General features: G+C 42.4%; 12 protein-coding genes. 5 read left to right on the top strand and 7 right to left on the bottom strand.

The annotated features are described in order from the left end of the window. Window position 1: 1 nt before the first annotated feature. A complete protein-coding gene (cydD, locus tag Xish_RS02140) occupies window positions 2-1771 on the bottom strand; it encodes a heme ABC transporter permease/ATP-binding protein CydD (RefSeq protein WP_099116501.1) in 1770 nt (589 codons plus the stop codon). 103 nt (window positions 1772-1874) lie between these two features. Then, on the bottom strand, window positions 1875-2834 hold the full coding sequence (trxB, locus tag Xish_RS02135; protein WP_099116500.1) for a thioredoxin-disulfide reductase: 960 nt from the start codon (window positions 2832-2834) through the stop codon (window positions 1875-1877). Between the two features lie 851 nt (window positions 2835-3685). On the opposite strand from trxB, the gene lrp reads away from it, so the two are divergent. The 5 genes from lrp (at window position 3686) to serS (ending at window position 11038) form a co-directional block, all read left to right on the top strand. Next, on the top strand, window positions 3686-4180 hold the full coding sequence (gene lrp / locus Xish_RS02130; protein WP_004256338.1) for a leucine-responsive transcriptional regulator Lrp: 495 nt from the start codon (window positions 3686-3688) through the stop codon (window positions 4178-4180). A gap of 21 nt (window positions 4181-4201) precedes the next feature. After that, window positions 4202-7624: a DNA translocase FtsK 4TM domain-containing protein gene (locus Xish_RS02125; RefSeq protein ID WP_425274971.1), complete on the top strand. Its 3423-nt coding sequence runs from the start codon at window positions 4202-4204 to the stop codon at window positions 7622-7624. A gap of 71 nt (window positions 7625-7695) precedes the next feature. Next, window positions 7696-8307 carry an outer membrane lipoprotein periplasmic chaperone LolA gene (gene lolA / locus Xish_RS02120; RefSeq protein ID WP_099116499.1) on the top strand — a complete coding sequence of 204 codons (612 nt, stop codon included), beginning with the start codon at window positions 7696-7698 and terminating at the stop codon, window positions 8305-8307. A 7-nt stretch (window positions 8308-8314) separates the two neighbouring features. Further along, a complete protein-coding gene (locus Xish_RS02115) occupies window positions 8315-9658 on the top strand; it encodes a replication-associated recombination protein A (protein WP_099116498.1) in 1344 nt (447 codons plus the stop codon). Between the two features lie 90 nt (window positions 9659-9748). After that, window positions 9749-11038 (top strand): serine--tRNA ligase, encoded by a 1290-nt coding sequence (gene serS, locus Xish_RS02110; protein WP_099116497.1) that lies wholly within the window; start codon window positions 9749-9751, stop codon window positions 11036-11038. A 69-nt stretch (window positions 11039-11107) separates the two neighbouring features. Here the strand turns inward: serS and Xish_RS02105 are convergent, their stop codons facing one another. The 5 genes from Xish_RS02105 to ycaO form a co-directional block, all read right to left on the bottom strand. Then, a complete protein-coding gene (locus Xish_RS02105; RefSeq protein WP_099116496.1) occupies window positions 11108-11923 on the bottom strand; it encodes a BPSS1780 family membrane protein in 816 nt (271 codons plus the stop codon). A 344-nt stretch (window positions 11924-12267) separates the two neighbouring features. After that, the gene (gene pflA / locus Xish_RS02100; protein WP_099116495.1) at window positions 12268-13008 is read right to left on the bottom strand and encodes a pyruvate formate lyase 1-activating protein; all 741 of its coding nucleotides are present in this window, start codon (window positions 13006-13008) and stop codon (window positions 12268-12270) included. A gap of 129 nt (window positions 13009-13137) precedes the next feature. Continuing rightward, window positions 13138-15420: a formate C-acetyltransferase gene (gene pflB, locus Xish_RS02095; protein WP_099116494.1), complete on the bottom strand. Its 2283-nt coding sequence runs from the start codon at window positions 15418-15420 to the stop codon at window positions 13138-13140. 54 nt (window positions 15421-15474) lie between these two features. Then, window positions 15475-16332: a formate transporter FocA gene (gene focA, locus Xish_RS02090; RefSeq protein WP_099116493.1), complete on the bottom strand. Its 858-nt coding sequence runs from the start codon at window positions 16330-16332 to the stop codon at window positions 15475-15477. A gap of 325 nt (window positions 16333-16657) precedes the next feature. After that, window positions 16658-18421, bottom strand: coding sequence for a 30S ribosomal protein S12 methylthiotransferase accessory factor YcaO (ycaO, locus tag Xish_RS02085; RefSeq protein ID WP_099116492.1), 1764 nt, complete (start codon window positions 18419-18421; stop codon window positions 16658-16660). Between the last annotated feature and the right edge of the window lie 120 nt (window positions 18422-18541).

Genomic DNA, 18541 nt, shown 5'->3' with positions numbered 1-18541 from the left:
ATTAAAGCTCCACACTACGGTGAGACAATAAACGAGAAAATACACTTTGAGACCGGCTTAAAGTTTGATAATCGCCTTGCTCAATAAATAATCCATTTTCCATTACCCAAATCTGGTCATACGATAGCGTTTCTTCTAACAAGTGAGTGACCAATAATGTGGTTTGTTGACATGAGGCTTGATTTAAAGCCATCATCACGCGCTGTTCGCTATGAGCATCAAGACTAGCGGCTGGTTCATCCAATAACAATAATTGGCAAGGATTTAACAACGCTCGTGCTACCGCAATACGCTGGGCTTGTCCAACAGACAAACGAGCAGCGTTGTCACCTATTACCGTATTAATTCCATCTGGAAGGCCGTTAATGAACTCGCTGACATAAGCCCGCTCCATCACATCATTGATTTGCTCTTGCGCTGCGTCATATTGACCAAGACGAATATTATCGAGCAATGTTTGTTCTGGCAGGTGTGGGTTTTGCCCAACCCAGCTTAAATGTTCGCGCCATTTGGTGAGATTGAGCTCACGCAACTCAATTCCATTGATTTTCAGGGAACCATGATAAGGCAAGAATCCCAGCAATACATTGATCAACGAACTTTTGCCCGCACCACTTTTTCCAACCAGAGCAATTCGTTGACGTTTATCAATGGTAAAATTCAAAGGACCGGCAAGACGATGCCCATCGTGGGACATAATTTCCAGACCACGAGCCTCAATGGCTACGGATCCTTTATCTGATAGTGTTTTCTCTCCGTTACTTGCGACTTGTTCTCCATCGCTGCTAAGTAAGGTGAAGAGCGATTCTGCCGCTCCGACTGCCTGAGCTTTGGCGTGATAAAACGTACCTAAATCGCGTAGTGGTTGAAAAAACTCAGGGGCAAGGATTAACGCGAGGAAACCTGCAAACAGCGTAACACCAACGCCATAGCTACCAAAGTGCAATTCTCCCAAGTAGGAAAAACCAAAATAAACAGCAACAACAGCAATGGAAATTGCAGCAAAAAATTCTAAAACTGCTGAAGATAGGAATGCCATGCGCAAAACTTCCATCGTTCTGTGGCGAAAGTTTTCTGTTGACTCCGTGATTTGTTCAACTTCCGCATCCCCTCGATGAAACAGACGCAAAGTATCCAAACCCCGTAAACGGTCAAGAAAATTACCGCTTAATCGGCTGAGAGCAACAAAATTGCGTCGATTAGCATCTGCGGCTCCTAATCCAACCAATGCCATAAACAGAGGAATCAATGGAGCGGTGACAAATAAAATCAATCCTGCGGCCCAATTAATTGGAAACACAGTAATCAGGATTAAGATAGGGATCATCGTAGCAAGAGCAATTTGGGGTAAATAGCGAGAGTAGAAATCTTGCATATCTTCTATCTGCTCCAGAATAATGGTTGCCCAGCTTCCGGCGGGTTTCCCCTTAACCCACATTGGGCCTAGTTGTTCGAGCTTATCCAGTACCATATTGCGAATTTGTTGGCGTACAACTTTGCCACAAATAAACCCGATTCGCTCCCGAACAGCATTAATAATCGCCCGTAATGTAAAAGTAGCGGCCAACATTAGAAATTGGTCAATAAGGTTTTCACGAGGAATATTGTCCATAATCAGGGCTTGGAGAATTGTCGCCAAGAGCCAGGCCTGAGAAATAATCAGCAATCCACTGATTAAGCCAAGTAGCATTGATAAACGAAGCCACCGACGGGCAGGTGCAGTTTGCTGCTTCAACCATCGAACAAGTTCAGATTGTCTTGTTTTGTCCATAAGAAAAATTTCTGATTAGGGGGTGATGATATGGAATATCAAACCAGGCTGTATGTTACCTGTTAAAAAGCGCTATCGAAATAGCGCCTTGGGGAAAGATAGATTATTTGGTTGCTAATCCGTCAAGGAAACGTTCAGCATCCAGTGCAGCCATACAGCCGGTACCTGCTGAGGTGATAGCTTGGCGATATACATGATCCATAACATCTCCGGCGGCAAAGATACCAGGAATAGACGTCTGGGTAGCATTACCCTGTAAGCCAGACTGGACCTTGATATATCCGTTTTCCAGCGCTAGTTGTCCATCAAAGATGCCAGTATTTGGACTATGACCGATGGCGATGAAAACGCCGGTAACACCTAGTTCTTCGGTGTTGTCACTTTTCGTATCACGAATGCGAATGCCGGTAACACCCATATCATCACCCAGAACTTCATCCAACGTACGATCAGTATGCAAAATGATATTACCGTTCTTCACTTTTTCCATCATGCGGTCAATCAGGATTTTCTCTGAACGGAAAGAATCACGACGGTGAATCAAATGTACTTCAGAAGCAATGTTCGCCAAATACAATGCTTCTTCAACGGCAGTATTACCTCCACCGACTACAGCAACTTTTTGTTTACGATAGAAAAACCCATCACATGTTGCACAGGCAGATACACCACGACCTTTGAAAGCCTCCTCGGAAGGCAATCCGAGATAACGGGCTGAAGCACCTGTCGCGATGATTAAAGCATCACAGGTATATTCCTGATCATCACCAAATAAACGGAATGGTTTGTTTGAGAAATCAACTTTCTGAATATGATCAGAAATGATTTCTGTTTGAAATTTTTCGGCGTGCTGGAACATGCGCTCCATCAAACCTGGGCCAGTCAGCCCCTCAGGATCACCTGGCCAGTTTTCAACCTCAGTCGTGGTGGTCAATTGGCCGCCTTTTTCAACTCCAGTAATAAGGACAGGATTTAGATTAGCGCGGGCTGCATACACAGCAGCAGTATAACCAGCAGGACCTGAGCCAAGAATGATAAGTTTACTGTGTTTGGCTGTGCTCATGAATACCTCATTTCCATTATCGCATATTGCAGATTTAGGGATTGTAGGAGAAATAATAAGTTAAAAAAAGCAATTATCAGATAAAATATTCATGTTATTAACGATTTTACCGATAGATAGTAACTATGATGTAATCGTATTGTAAGAGATGATAGTTTAATTTCCTGAATTGAACATCATTTATACACATGAGATATGAAATAAGCTATCGAAACGATTTACTGAAAATTTGTTTGGCAGGTTGTTCTGATTTTTGTTCATTTACTTTGACAATCGGCTGTGCATTTGCGAAAACATCAGTGTAAGAGATAATTATCTCCCCTGCTAATCAATTGTTTCTATAAAATGGATAAATTAGTGTGAGTGATTTTCTCATAGAATATAAAAATTGCCGTTAAGCTGTTTATGAAAAACCTAGTGTTTTTGGTGCTAGTATCTTGAGAGATAGTGTGCTGGGAAATGATGTTTCTGAGAGACGATGTTCTGGTAAATCGTGTCGTATTCCTAATGGATTTCAAGTTATAGTGCGGCGGCAAGGGAACAAAACCTCAAGCGCATAGAAACCAGTATGAGTTATGAGTGGCTGACATATGAGTAACTGAGTGATTGGGGTGAGTGAGCACAGCTAACATAGCAGCAACTTGGAAATCAAAAGGGATAATTAATCGAATTCTGGAAGATTGTAGTCTAGGAAGTTGTATTTTGGGAGATTATTTCTAAAAGTTATAGTAGTCCTTAAACCTTGGTTACAGATTGAGTTTTAACCTTTGAAGACATCTTTTCCAGCTCAACAGCTTGAAAGAGATAGGGAAAATGTTTTAGGTGTAGGAATATAAAGAGAGAGCAATAAGATGATAGATAATAAGAAGCGTCCAGGAAAAGATCTTGATCGTATAGATCGTAATATCCTTAATGAGTTGCAAAAAGATGGCCGTATTTCTAACGTGGAGTTATCCAAAAGAGTTGGTTTGTCACCAACACCTTGTCTGGAACGTGTGCGCCGCTTAGAGCGTCAGGGCTTTATCTCTGGCTATACGGCTTTGCTGAATCCTCATTATTTGGATGCATCCTTGCTGGTATTTGTTGAAATTACGCTGAACCGCGGTGCAGCAGATGTATTTGAACAATTTAATACTGCTGTCCAGAAACTAGAAGAAATCCAAGAGTGTCATTTAGTTTCTGGTGATTTTGACTACTTGCTAAAAACACGTGTACCAGATATGTCTGCATATCGTAAGTTGCTTGGCGAAACTTTGTTGCGTCTTCCCGGTGTTAACGATACCCGTACTTATGTTGTGATGGAAGAAGTGAAACAGAGTAATCGCTTGGTGATTAAGACTCGTTAAACTTTCATCTAAAATGTACAGATGCAAAACAGGAAAAACTTAGGTACACTCCTGTTTATGCATACAGTTCCAACGCTGAGCTACCCTCAGCGTTGTTCCATTTCATCAACAGAAAAACCTGGAGAGCCTTTCTTGAACCAGGAATATACAGAAGACAAACGTGTTAAGTTAAAGAAGATAAGCAGTGGCCGCCGGCTTCTGGAAGCCGTTCTATTGGTTATTGCTATCTGTGCTGTGTATTTGATAGTAGCGCTTATCAGCTTCAATCCATCTGATCCCAGTTGGTCACAAACGTCATGGCATGAACCTGTCCACAATTGGGGCGGCAGTGTTGGTGCCTGGTTATCTGACATTTTATTCTCGGCATTTGGTATTCTTGCCTATGCAGTCCCGCCATTTATGTTGTTAGGTTGTTGGAATGCTTTCCGTCAGAAAAATAGGCAAGAGTACATTGATTTCTTCACACTTTCATTACGCATTATTGGTGCGTTAGCCCTGATACTGACATCATGCGGTTTGGCTGCACTCAATGTTGATGATTTAAATGATTTTGCTGCTGGCGGAGTCATTGGCAATTTATTCAGTAATGCGATCCTGCCTTGGTTCAATATCCTGGGGGCAACATTGGCTCTGCTTGGCATTTGGGCCGTTGGATTCACATTGTTTACGGGATGGTCATGGCTCACGATTGCAGAAAAAATTGGCGCAGCTATTCTGGATTCATTGAGTTTTATGATCAATCGTGGCCGTAATCATGCTGAATGTGACGAAAATGATTTAGAGGATGCGTTAGTTTCCGAACGTATAGCCAGTGAACAAGCACATGCAGATAAACATGAAATGGTTAAATCTGCGGTTGCAACTGAAACAGCAGATGCAGATGATGTATTACTGACAGCCCCAACATTAGCCGAATTAGCGAATACAGCTCCGGTGTCACAACCTGCATCAGCCTCTCCGGCTATGGAAGAAAACGGCTCATCCGAGACAGCCGAACATTCACTTAAACCTGAAGATACACCGCAGCCAGCTATATTGACAGCGGCGACTGTTCCAGTATTTGATCAACCTCAGGAACAGGAACCTGTTCGCTATTCTTTTGAATTACCCGATGATTACCAATCAGATACACATCCACAATCAGACGATTTTTCTCAGGCTATTTCAAATCTATCCACAAACAGTTCTGCTGGCACGAATACGCATTCACAAGATGATGTAACCGATACATTTACGCTTCCTGAAAATGGTAATGTCAATGTGAAAAATGCGGCCGCGGATATTGCTAGCTCTGCTGTTATGGTGAGAAATCCGCAGGTTAAACAAGGTATTGGTCCTGAAATGCCGCGCCCTAATCCTGTTAGGATCCCAACACGTCGCGAATTGTATGGTATCAAAGTGCCTTCTCACCGTTTGGCAGAACATATGCAACGGAAAGAAAAAGAGAGGCAGAATGAGTTGATTGCAGAAGCTAATGAACAGCGAATGGATGTTCAACAGCAAGACATGTTGCGTCAGCAATTCCTCGAGCAGCAACGTGAGCGCTATGGCACTGATTTTGAAGAAGGAAACAGAGAGTCAGAGTCTCGTGAAGACAGTAGGCTGATAGATAAGCAACCAACGGTAGCTGATGAGTGGACGAAAAATAGCGCAGATGGACAGATTGTAGACGAACGGCCAGTAGATGAACAGCCAGTAGATGAACAAAAAGTACAGGAAGAAGCGTTGCGGATAGCGTTTGAAAAACAACAACGTGAACGTTACCAACTACATCAACCTGAGCCGACTGAATTTCTTATGCCAACAGAGCCACCGGCTCAACAAATTCAGGACAAAAATACAGCAATAGTTCTTGATTCTCACGAATCGAGAGATCAACATACTTTTGCACAGCAACCGCAGCAAGATAGCCTGTTCCATCCATTTTTGATGCGTAATGATCAGCCATTGCCAAAACCAACGACGCCGATGCCTTCTCTGGATCTTTTAGCGGAACCACCAGCAGAAGAAGAACCGGTTGATATGTTTGCGCTTGAGCAAACCTCTCGTTTAATTGAGGCGCGTTTGAACGATTATCGTGTTAAAGCAGATGTTGTTGGATTCTCTCCAGGGCCTGTAATTACACGATTTGACTTGGATTTAGCGCCTGGGGTGAAAGCTTCACGTATTTCTAACTTATCACGTGACCTTGCTCGTTCGCTTTCAGCGGTAGCCGTCCGTATCGTTGAAGTTATTCCGGGAAAACCTTATGTTGGTTTAGAATTACCTAATAAAAAACGCCAAACGGTTTATCTGCGGGAAGTTCTGGATTGTGATAAATTCCGTGATAACCCTTCACCATTAACTATCGTTTTAGGAAAGGACATTGCAGGACAGCCGGTTGTGGCTGATTTGGGTAAGATGCCTCATTTACTGGTAGCAGGAACTACTGGTTCGGGTAAATCGGTAGGGGTCAATGCGATGATCCTCAGTATTCTGTATAAAGCGAAACCAGAGGATGTGCGCTTTATTATGATTGACCCGAAAATGCTTGAATTATCGGTTTATGAAGGCATTCCGCACTTATTGACTGAAGTTGTCACCGATATGAAAGATGCCGCCAATGCATTGCGTTGGTGTGTAAATGAAATGGAGCGACGCTATAAGCTGATGTCAGCTTTAGGTGTGCGCAACCTTGCGGGCTATAACGACAAGATCAAGCAAGCCGAAAATATGGGGCGGCCAATCCCTGATCCGTTCTGGAAACCAGGTGACAGCATGGATATAACACATCCTATGCTGAAAAAAGAGCCTTATATTGTTGTCATGGTTGATGAGTTTGCCGACTTAATGATGACAGCAGGGAAAAAGGTGGAAGAATTAATTGCTCGCTTGGCTCAGAAAGCACGAGCAGCAGGTATCCACTTAGTGTTGGCAACCCAGCGTCCTTCTGTTGATATTATCACCGGACTGATTAAGGCAAATATTCCGACACGTATTGCATTTACAGTATCCAGTAAAATAGATTCCCGTACCATCCTTGATCAAGGTGGTGCAGAATCACTGCTTGGCATGGGAGACATGCTTTATTTGGCGCCAAACTCCTCTATTCCTGTACGTGTTCATGGCGCATTTGTGCGCGATCAAGAAGTGCATGAAGTTGTGAATGACTGGAAAGCCCGCGGCCGCCCTCAATATATAGACAGTATTGTTAAAGGGGGAGAAGATGGTGAAGGCAGTATGGGACTTGATAGCGATGAAGAGCTAGATCCCCTGTTTGATCAAGCGGTTGAATTTGTAGTCGAAAAACGCCGTGTCTCTATTTCGGGTGTGCAACGTCAATTCAGAATTGGATATAACCGAGCGGCTCGGATTGTTGAACAAATGGAAGCACAACAGATAGTTAGCGCGCCTGGGCATAATGGCAATCGTGAAGTTTTAGCACCTCCGCCACATGAACATTGATTATCGCTGTGAAATGTAAACAGTATCACAATTGATGGCTGATAATAAAACGAATTGAAGGTATCTTGCACATGAAAAAACTGATGTTGATTGGTTGTCTGATGATGGGGGTGAGCATAGGCTCTGCCTGGGCTAATGCAATGCAGGATCTGCAAGGGCGTTTGGGAAAGGTGAATAGTTTTCATGCTAGTTTTACTCAAACAGTAACTAGTAATGATGGTTCAACAGTTCAACAAGGAGAAGGGGAGCTTTGGATCAAACGCCCTAATTTGTTTAACTGGCATATGACGTCACCTGATGAGAGTGTTTTAGTTTCTGATGGCAAGACGCTGTGGTTTTATAATCCTTTTGTTGAGCAGGTGACTGCAAATTGGTTAAAAGAAGCGACAGGAAATACGCCATTTATGCTGATTGCACGCAATGATCCTGCCGACTGGAAACAGTATAAGGTTATGCAAAACGGTAATAATTTTGAGCTTATTCCCTATAATACCAATGGCAACTTAAAACATTTTTCAATTACTGTGACATCAGAGGGAACAATCCAAAAATTTACTGCCGTTGAACAGGATGGGCAAAAAAGTGCTTACCAATTGAAAGGGCAGCAAAATGTAAACGTGGATGCGGCGAAATTCAAATTTACCGTACCGGAAGGTGTCACGCTGGATGATCAGCGCCAGTGAGGTCTAAGTGAACAATCTTTCTCTCGATTTTTCACAAAATGAATTTCAGCCACTGGCCGCAAGAATGCGGCCAGTCACATTAGATCAGTATATTGGACAACAACACTTACTGGCGGAAGGAAAACCTTTGCCGCGAGCAATCCGGGCAGGTCATCTTCATTCCATGATTTTATGGGGACCGCCAGGAACAGGAAAAACAACACTAGCTGAAATTATTGGTTATTACGCTCAAGCTGATATTGAATGCATTTCGGCAGTCACTTCTGGCATAAAAGAAATTCGTGAATCCATAGAAAAAGCACGGCAAAATCGTAATGCAGGGCGTAGAACTATCTTATTTGTTGATGAGGTTCATCGATTTAATAAGAGCCAGCAGGATGCGTTCTTGCCACATATTGAAGATGGTACGATCACATTTATTGGGGCAACCACCGAAAATCCCTCCTTCGAATTAAATTCAGCCTTGTTGTCACGGGCTCGTGTCTATTTATTGAAGTCACTTTCGACGGCAGAAATTGAACAGGTTCTTATTCATGCCATGAATGATACAGAACGTGGCATTGGCGGACAAAATATCGTCTTACCGGACAATACTCGCCAGATGATAGCAGAGCTTGTGGCGGGAGATGCACGTCGCTCACTGAATTTGCTGGAAATGATGTCGGACATGGCAGAAACCAATGTACAAGGGCAACGGGTTTTAACGCCGGAATTACTGAAAGAAGTGAGTGGGGAAAGGAGTGCCAGGTTTGATAATAAAGGTGATCGATATTACGATTTAATTTCTGCACTGCATAAATCAATCCGCGGTTCAGCACCTGATGCAGCACTTTACTGGTACGCCCGAATTATTACCGCAGGCGGTGATCCTCTTTATGTTGCCCGTCGGTTACTGGCAATTGCTTCTGAAGATGTGGGTAATGCTGATCCACGCGGAATGCAGATAGCTATTGCTGCATGGGATTGTTTTACGCGTGTCGGAGCGGCTGAAGGAGAAAGGGCGATCGCACAGGCCATTGTCTATCTTGCATGTGCACCGAAAAGTAATGCTGTTTATACCGCATTTAAGGCAGCTATGGCGGATGCACAAAACAAACCGGATTATGATGTTCCTGCCCATTTGCGTAATGCCCCGACTAAGCTAATGAAGGACATCGGGTTTGGTGAGGAATACCGCTACGCTCATGATGAAGTAAACGCGTACGCCGCCGGCGAAGTTTACTTCCCACCAGAAATGCAACAAACACGTTATTATTATCCAACTGCCAGAGGGCTGGAAGGTAAGATTGGTGAGAAGTTAAACTGGCTAATGGAACAGGATCAAAATAGCCCAATAAAACGCTATCGTTAATTTTCTTGATACGGTAAGGTTTATATCTAACAACTTCAAACTACAGCTCTTAGCTGTCGTTTTTTCAATAACAACAAGCACAGGACTAGCATGCTCGATCCAAATATACTGCGTAATGAGCTAGACGCAGTCGCCGAAAAACTGGCTCGCAGGGGTTATACCCTTGATGTGGAGATGCTGCGCAAATTAGAAGAGCGCCGCAAAGTTTTACAAGTTGAAACTGAAACCCTGCAAGCAGAACGTAATTCCCGATCGAAGGCTATTGGTGCAGCGAAAGCCCGTGGTGAAGATATTGAACCACTGCGTCAGGAAGTGAATCAGTTGGGAGAAAAACTGGATTCAGCAAAAGCTGAACTGGAAACTTTGCAGGCAGAGATCCGTAATATTGCATTAAGCATGCCGAATATCCCTGATGATTTTTCTCCGGACGGAAAAGATGACAGTGATAACCTGGAAATTAGTCGTTGGGGTGAACCACGCCAATATGACTTTGAAATCAAAGATCATGTATCACTGGGTGAACTGACTGGCGGCCTTGATTTTGCGGCTGCGGTTAAACTGACTGGTTCGCGTTTCGTTGTAATGAAAGGGCAGATTGCTCGTCTGCACCGTGCCATCACCCAGTTCATGTTGGATTTGCATACAGAGCAGCATGGTTATCTGGAAACTTATGTCCCTTATCTGGTGAACCATGATTCTTTGTATGGTACAGGTCAGCTACCTAAGTTTGGTGAAGATTTGTTCCATACCAGACCATTGGAAGAAGAATCTGGCAGTCATTATGCCCTGATCCCAACTGCGGAAGTCCCGGTCACTAACTTAGTTCGTGATGAAATTTTGGATGAAAGCGTGTTGCCATTGAAAATGACGGCGCATACTCCTTGCTTCCGTTCTGAAGCGGGTTCTTATGGTCGTGATACCCGTGGCCTTATCCGTATGCACCAATTTGATAAAGTTGAATTGGTTCAGGTTGTTCATCCAGCAAAATCCATGGAAGCATTGGAGGAGCTGACTGGGCACGCTGAGAAGGTATTGCAGTTACTGAATCTTCCTTACCGTAAGATGTTGCTGTGCACAGGTGACATGGGAGCGAGCGCAAGAAAAACTTACGATCTGGAAGTTTGGTTACCAGCACAAAATACTTATCGTGAAATTTCCTCTTGTTCCAACATGTGGGATTTTCAGGCTCGTCGAATGCAAGCGCGTTTCCGTGGTAAAGATGACAAGAAAACTCAGTTGGTACATACACTGAATGGTTCTGGTCTTGCGGTAGGTCGTACTTTGGTTGCCGTGATGGAAAATTATCAGCAAGCAGATGGCCGTATTGAAATCCCAGAAATATTGCGTCCTTATATGAATGGATTGGAATATATTGGTTAATACCATATTTTCTTAATAAAAAAGCGCCGAATATGGCGCTTTTTACATATAAATATCTATTGAAAATATTTAATTGATTAAATGAGATTTTGTTTCTTGGGTTTCTGTAGCATAAAAAATGCTGCGATAAGTTGTATAATAGGTTGCCATATACATAGGTAAAGTAACAATCAAACCTAAACCAAGTGGAATTGCGGAAATAAACACCAAAATACCTATCAATAAGAAGAACAAGAAACCACCGAATAGATTTTTTCTTACTGCACTTAAGCTCATTGATATTGCTTCACCAAATTTTAAATCATTAATGATAATCAGGGCAGGAGCAAACCAACTAAATGCAAGAGAAACGATGCTAAAGAAGAATATAACCAATATTGCCAGCATTAAAGTAGAAAAACTACCCATAAATAGCATAGGGTCTGAATCTTGTCCTGCCAATAATATTTGAATTAGGCTTGTTCCACCAAGTATGACAGCAGCAATGACACCAAGCATATATATGCCGAAGACAAGTGCACCAACGGCAACTAATGAGCCAAGTTTATTTTTAAACCCATGGAAAAGTAATTCTATTTCAAAATCACCGGTTGTTCGCTGCTTTTCACTGGCAGCAATAAATCCAGCAATAAATACTGAACTAAACAGAATCGTGGCAATACTGATGATAGGGATGAATTGTGAAATTGCAATGATAACGAAATAGATTAAATATAACAGTATCCATTTCAGTGGTTTTGCTTTAAACGTTTCCCATGCATTACCAATCCACTCTGTTGCAGCTCCAGCACCTACAGCCCGCCCATTTGGAATGAAAGTCTCTTTTTCCTTGCTCAGGGAGACGCTGTTCTCTCCTGAATTGATATTCATATCTTGAGTATCCATATTTTTCCGATTTATTCTATTAAATGGTAATTACTGAATTTATTTTTCTATATTTCTATTTCATTAACACAAATCGTTATAGAAAACGGAAGGATTATCATATAAAAATTATTAATCAACAAGTATTAATTTTAATCCTTATCAGCGGAAAAAGGGGAGGTTTTATAGGTAATAGTGAATATATGTGATTTCTTTATTGCATTCATATAATAACTGCAAGGAGGCGATTGGATCATAAGTCATTAACAAAGAAACTGACTTCAATGTTTGAAAGCCAGTTTCTATTAAGAGTTATAGATTTCTTTATTAATTAGATAGTTAATTACCGAGTGGCAGGAATAAATCTAATAGATCACACGATGTCCATAGGTACTTAAAATTTCTCTTACTTTCTCCATTGTCTCTTTTGATGGGGGTTTAACACCTTCCAGTTTATATTCCTCCCCCATGGCAATCCATTTATGCTTACCCAGCTCGTGATAAGGTAATAGCTCTATTTTTTCAATATTTTTCATGTTCTTGGTGAATTCACCAAGTAAATGAACTGATTGATCATCATCCGACCAACCGGGAACAACAACATAACGGATCCAGGTTTTTTGATTGCGTTTTGCCAGATAACGTGCAAATTCGAGAGTCCGATGATTGGATACGCCAATTAATCTTTGGTGAATCTCATCATTAAGCTGTTTTAAATCCAGCATAACCAAATCGGTAACATCCAGTAGTTCATCGATCACCGCATCATAACGGCGAACAAAGCCATTCGTATCCAGACAGGTATGAATGCCTTCTTCATGGCAAGCCCTAAACCAGTCACGAACAAATTCGGCCTGAAGAATTGCTTCACCACCGGAAGCCGTGACTCCACCACCGGAAGCATTCATAAAATGGCGATAGGTTGTTGCTTCTTTTATTAACTCTTCGACTGTTACCGTTTTTCCGCCATGGGTATCCCAGGTATCGCGGTTATGGCAATAGAGGCAGCGCATAAGGCAACCTTGGAAAAACGCGATAAAGCGGATACCAGGACCATCTACGGTTCCGCAAGATTCAAAAGAGTGGATACGGCCAAGTACGGACATGAAAGGACTTCTCCAAAACTAGCAAACTAATAAAGGCTCCAAGGATTAAGGAGCCTTTTTGTATGTTATTTCAATAGAAATAATGACATTTTATGTTAACGCGATACTCATTGACTCTATTCCAAATAATTACATGGTTTGAGTAAATGTACGGGTAATAACGTCCCGTTGCTGTTCTTTAGTCAAAGAATTAAACCGTACAGCGTAACCAGATACACGAATAGTTAACTGCGGGTATTTCTCAGGATTTTCCATGGCATCCAACAGCATTTCACGGTTCATCACGTTAATGTTCAGGTGCTGACCACCTTCGATATCTGCTTCGTGATGGAAATAACCATCCATCAGGCCGGCCAGATTTGCTTTACGCACTTCATCATCTTTACCCAGTGCATTAGGTACAATAGAGAATGTGTATGAAATACCATCTTTGGCATAGGCAAACGGCAGTTTAGCGACCGAAGTCAATGAAGCAACTGCACCTTTTTGATCACGTCCGTGCATTGGGTTAGCGCCAGGCCCGAATGGCGCGCCAGCACGGCGTCCATCAGGTGTATTGCCCGTTTTCTTACCATAAACCACGTTTGAGGTAATAGTCAGTACCGACTGGGTTGGCACTGCATTACGGTATGTTTGCAGTTTCTGAATTTTCTTCATGAAGCGTTCAACCAGATCACAAGCGATATCATCGACACGTGGATCGTTGTTACCAAATTGTGGGTATTCACCTTCAATGTTGAAATCAATTGCCAGGCCATCTTCATCACGGATTGGGGAAACTTTCGCGTATTTAATGGCAGACAATGAGTCAGCGGCAACGGATAGACCTGCGATACCACATGCCATAGTACGGTATACATCACGATCATGCAGTGCCATTAATGAAGCTTCATAACTGTATTTGTCATGCATATAGTGGATGATATTCAGGGCTGTGACATACTGTTTTGCCAGCCAATCCATGAAGTGATCCATTCGCGTCATAACCTTGTCATAATCCAGCACAGCGTCTTTCATTGGCTCTTCTTTTGGGCCAACTTGCATTTTCATTTTTTCATCTACGCCGCCGTTGATGGCATACAACATGGTTTTTGCAAGGTTTGCACGGGCACCGAAGAACTGCATTTGTTTACCAACAATCATTGGGCTGACGCAGCATGCGATAGCGTAATCATCGCTGTTGAAGTCGGGGCGCATCAGGTCATCATTTTCATATTGCAGGGATGAAGTATCGATAGACACTTTTGCGGCAAACTTTTTAAAGTTAATTGGTAGTTTTTCAGACCACAGGATGGTCATGTTAGGTTCTGGGGATGGCCCCATGGTATACAGCGTATGCAGGAAACGGAAACTGTTTTTGGTGACAAGAGTACGTCCATCTAACCCCATACCAGCCAGTGATTCAGTTGCCCAAATTGGGTCACCAGAAAACAGCTCATCATACTCTGGCGTACGCAGGAAACGTACCATGCGCAGTTTCATAACCAAATGGTCAATCAGCTCTTGGGCTTGTTGTTCAGTTAATTTACCTGCCTGAATATCACGTTCGATGTAGATATCGAGGAAGGTAGAAACGCGCCCAAAGGACATTGCAGCCCCGTTTTGCGATTTAACGGCTGCCAGATAGGCAAAATAAGTCCATTGCACGGCTTCTTTGGCATTGGTAGCAGGATTGGAAATATCATAGCCATGTTTAGCAGCCATCTCTTTGATTTGACCAAGAGCACGATGCTGTTCGACGAGTTCTTCGCGCAGGCGAATGGTCGCTTCTAAATCTTCACCATTTTCCAATTTTTCCTGTAGGGAAGTGAATTGGGCAAATTTCTCATCACGCAGGAAGTCGATCCCGTACAATGCAACGCGACGGTAATCACCGATAATGCGACCACGACCATAGGCGTCAGGCAAGCCAGTCAATACACCAGATTTACGGCATTTCAGGATATCGGGGGTGTAAACATCAAATACACCCTGATTATGCGTTTTACGATACTCAGTGAAAATTTGTTTCAGTTTTGGATCTAGATCACGATTGTAAGCTTTACAGGAACTTTCAACCATTTTAATGCCACCAAATGGAATAATGGCACGTTTCAGAGGTGCTTCGGTTTGCAGGCCAACGATTTGTTCCAGCTCTTTTTCAATATAACCCGCATCATGAGAAGTTATTGTAGATGCAATGTCAGTATCAAAATCTATCGGCGCATGGGTGCGGTTTTCGATTTTGATACCTTCCATGACTTTTTCCCACAACGCGTTTGTCGCTTCTGTGGCATCCGCGAGGAATGATTCATCACCTTCATACGGGGTATAGTTTTTCTGGATGAAATCACGGACGTTGACTTCATTCTGCCAGCTACCCTCGTTAAAGCCTTGCCATGCTACTGAGAATTTTTCGTTTAACTCGGACATGATACTTCTACCTTTTAACAGTGGAACTTTTAAGAAATCTTATGCAGAGGCGAATTAATGATTTTTGCCACCACGTAAATAAATCAACCAATAAGTCACCCCAACCAATAGCGCACCACCAATGATGTTACCTATCGTAACAGGGATCAGGTTATCGGTAATAAAGCTTGAAATATTAAGTTGAGGAAATTGTTCAGGGGTTGTTCCTACTTTCAGCCAAAATTCATCTGGTGCGAAGTTTTTGATAATGATCCCAAATGGAATTAAAAACATGTTAGCGATACTGTGTTCAAAACCGCTAGCGACAAACATGCCAATTGGCAGGATCAGAGCGAATAATTTGTCGATTAGACTGCGTCCGGCATAGCTCATCCAGACAGCGAGACATACCATCAGATTGGCTAAAATACCCAGGCATATCGCTTCGATAAAGGAATGGTGCATTTTATGATCTGCTGTCTGTAATACATTCAATCCCCAGGTTCCATTGGCAACGGCATATTGGCCGGAGTACCAAACCAAGGCCACGAAAAACAGGGCACCAATCAGATTACCGATGTACACGTTAATCCAGTTTTTGATCATTTGAGACCAGGTAATACGCCCTGTCGCTTTTGAAATAATTGTCAATACAGTGGAAGTGAAGAGATCGACACCACATATAACCACTAACATCAAGCCAAGGGAAAAACAGATCCCACCAGTTAATTTAGCCAATCCATAAGGAATGGAAGAAGTCCCTGTTGTTGCCGTAATATAAAAAACAAAAGCAATGGAAATAAATACACCTGCCATGATTGCCGATAAATAAGTCACTGCGGGATGTTTATTGACCTTATATACACCGCTATCATCAGCGATTTGTGCCATTACAGCAGGTGAAAATAAATTGAAAGGGCTGTCAGTTTTCATCCTAACACTCTCTTTGTCCTTAATTAATCATAGCACGCATTGATAGTAACAAACGGGGATTTGCCTGAATTTGATATGGATCATATTAGACCGAGAGTTTAATGAGATATGTCAGTCTGAATGTGGTGAATTGAAACTAATTATATGATTTATATATAAAAATATTTTTTAAAATTTATAAAAAATTTTTATATAAGCAGTTTTGGACTTTTAGAGCTTAAAAGTAAAATAACAGGTTAAATTGTCATTTATTTGTTATTGCAAAAATGAATTATATTTAACCTGCGGTTTACTTTTTATGATGAATAAACGTTAATGAAACAGTTTATTGTTTGATCCAAAATTCACGCTTAGCTTTTTGCAGCTTCTCATAAGCATTTAACAATGCTTGATGGGCAGGCAGTGCTTTTAATTCTGAATCAATAGGCCATAGGCCATAGAAGCAATTTTCTCCGGTAATAGCTGCGGAAGCAGTATCAACAGTATCTTGGCCGTACATTTTTACAAATGCCTGATAATATTGCTCTGGTTGGCGCTCTTCCTCTTGGGTTAACAGTAGCAGCGTTTGCAGGCAGCGATAATAGTTAGCTCGCTCAGCGGTGAAAACAGAAGCATTGAAATCCTGTGTCCATTCAACCCAAATCAGTGCTTGTTCCAAATCCCTGCCTGCCAGTGCCAGCATGGATTTCAATTCACCGATACGCAGGTTGCTCCAGCCGTTATCTTTACCCGCTGCAATTCCCAGTAATTCACGGACACGGGTGAAGTCATCTAAACCTTCATCATCTAATTGTTCGAGAAAAGCCAGATACTCTTCTGGCTGCCATTGACTCTCAGGCAATGCCAGAATGGTATCACGCAAATGCGTTCCCATAGTGTTATTGGCAATGTGCAAATCTTCAACCGGATAAATATCTGACATGCCAGGAACCAGAATGCGGCAAGCGTAAACGCCAAGATGCTCATAATCAGCGATATAGACTTCAGCATCCAGTTTATTGAAGATCCTCATCAGGGTGGTGAACTCTTCTTCTGTTGTCCCGCTGAAATTCCAGTCAACAAACTCATAATCAGCATCCTGCTTGAATAGATCCCAACTGATTGCACCACTGGAATCAATAAAGTGAGTTTCCAGATTGGTATGTTCAGAAACTTCTTCATCATCAAAACTTGGTGGAGTAAAAACGTCCAGATCTTTCAGACTACGGCCTTGCAGTAGCTCTGTGACTGTACGCTCCAGTGCAACACCAAAATCAGGATGGGCACCAAAAGAAGCAAAGCAAGTACCATTATTAGGATTGAACAGGACGACACAAATGACCGGAAACTGCCCACCCAGTGAAGCATCGTAACAATAAAGCGGGAAGCCTTCTGCCTGCAATTTATTGACTGATTCAACTACGCTTGGATAGCGGTTCATAATATCTTGTGGAATTTCCGGCAGGCTGATGCATTCTGCGATAATGCGGTTTTTTACATAGCGCTCAAATACTTCAGATAATCCCTGTACACGTGCTTCGTTCATGGTATTGCCGGCTGACATGCCGTTTGAAACATACAGATTTCCGATAATATTCATCGGAATATAAATCATTTGATTATCTGACTGGCGCGCGAATGGCAAGGCGCAGATCCCACGCTCTTCATGACCAGATTGCAGATCCACTAACTGGCTGGCACAAAGCGCGTTATCTGGATTGTAAAAACGATGCAGACGGTCGTCTAAGATACCTTGTGGCAGAGAGTCATCTTCTGGCAACGGGAACCATTTTTCATTTGGGTAATGAACAAATTCACTGTTAGCAACGGTATTACCCAGATAAAAATCAGCAAAGAAATAGTTTGTCGATAGACGCTCAAAATATTCTCCCAATGCAGAGGCCAATGCAGCTTTCTTGCTGGCGCCCTTGCCATTGGTAAAGCACAGTGGGCAGTCGCGATCGCGGATATGTACTGACCAAACATTTGGGACAGGATTGAGCCATGAGGCTTCTTCAATATTAAAACCAAGGGACTTCAGTTTGTGCTGAAAGCGATTAATGGAGTCCTCTAACGCGGCGTCTTTGCCTGAGATATAGGTTTGCGTCATCGTGATTCACTTCAATTTATGTCAAGGGCGCATATCATACGGCGTTTTTTTTATCCGCTCTATCAGTTCCTAAAAATTATTGTTAATTAGAGTTTATTTATTCTTGGTTTACATAATAAA

This window comes from Xenorhabdus ishibashii, from assembly GCF_002632755.1.
In the GTDB taxonomy this organism is placed as follows: Bacteria; Pseudomonadota; Gammaproteobacteria; order Enterobacterales; family Enterobacteriaceae; genus Xenorhabdus; species Xenorhabdus ishibashii.
Note: the sequence above shows the minus strand (reverse complement) of the source record. Positions and strands in the feature narration are given on the sequence as shown.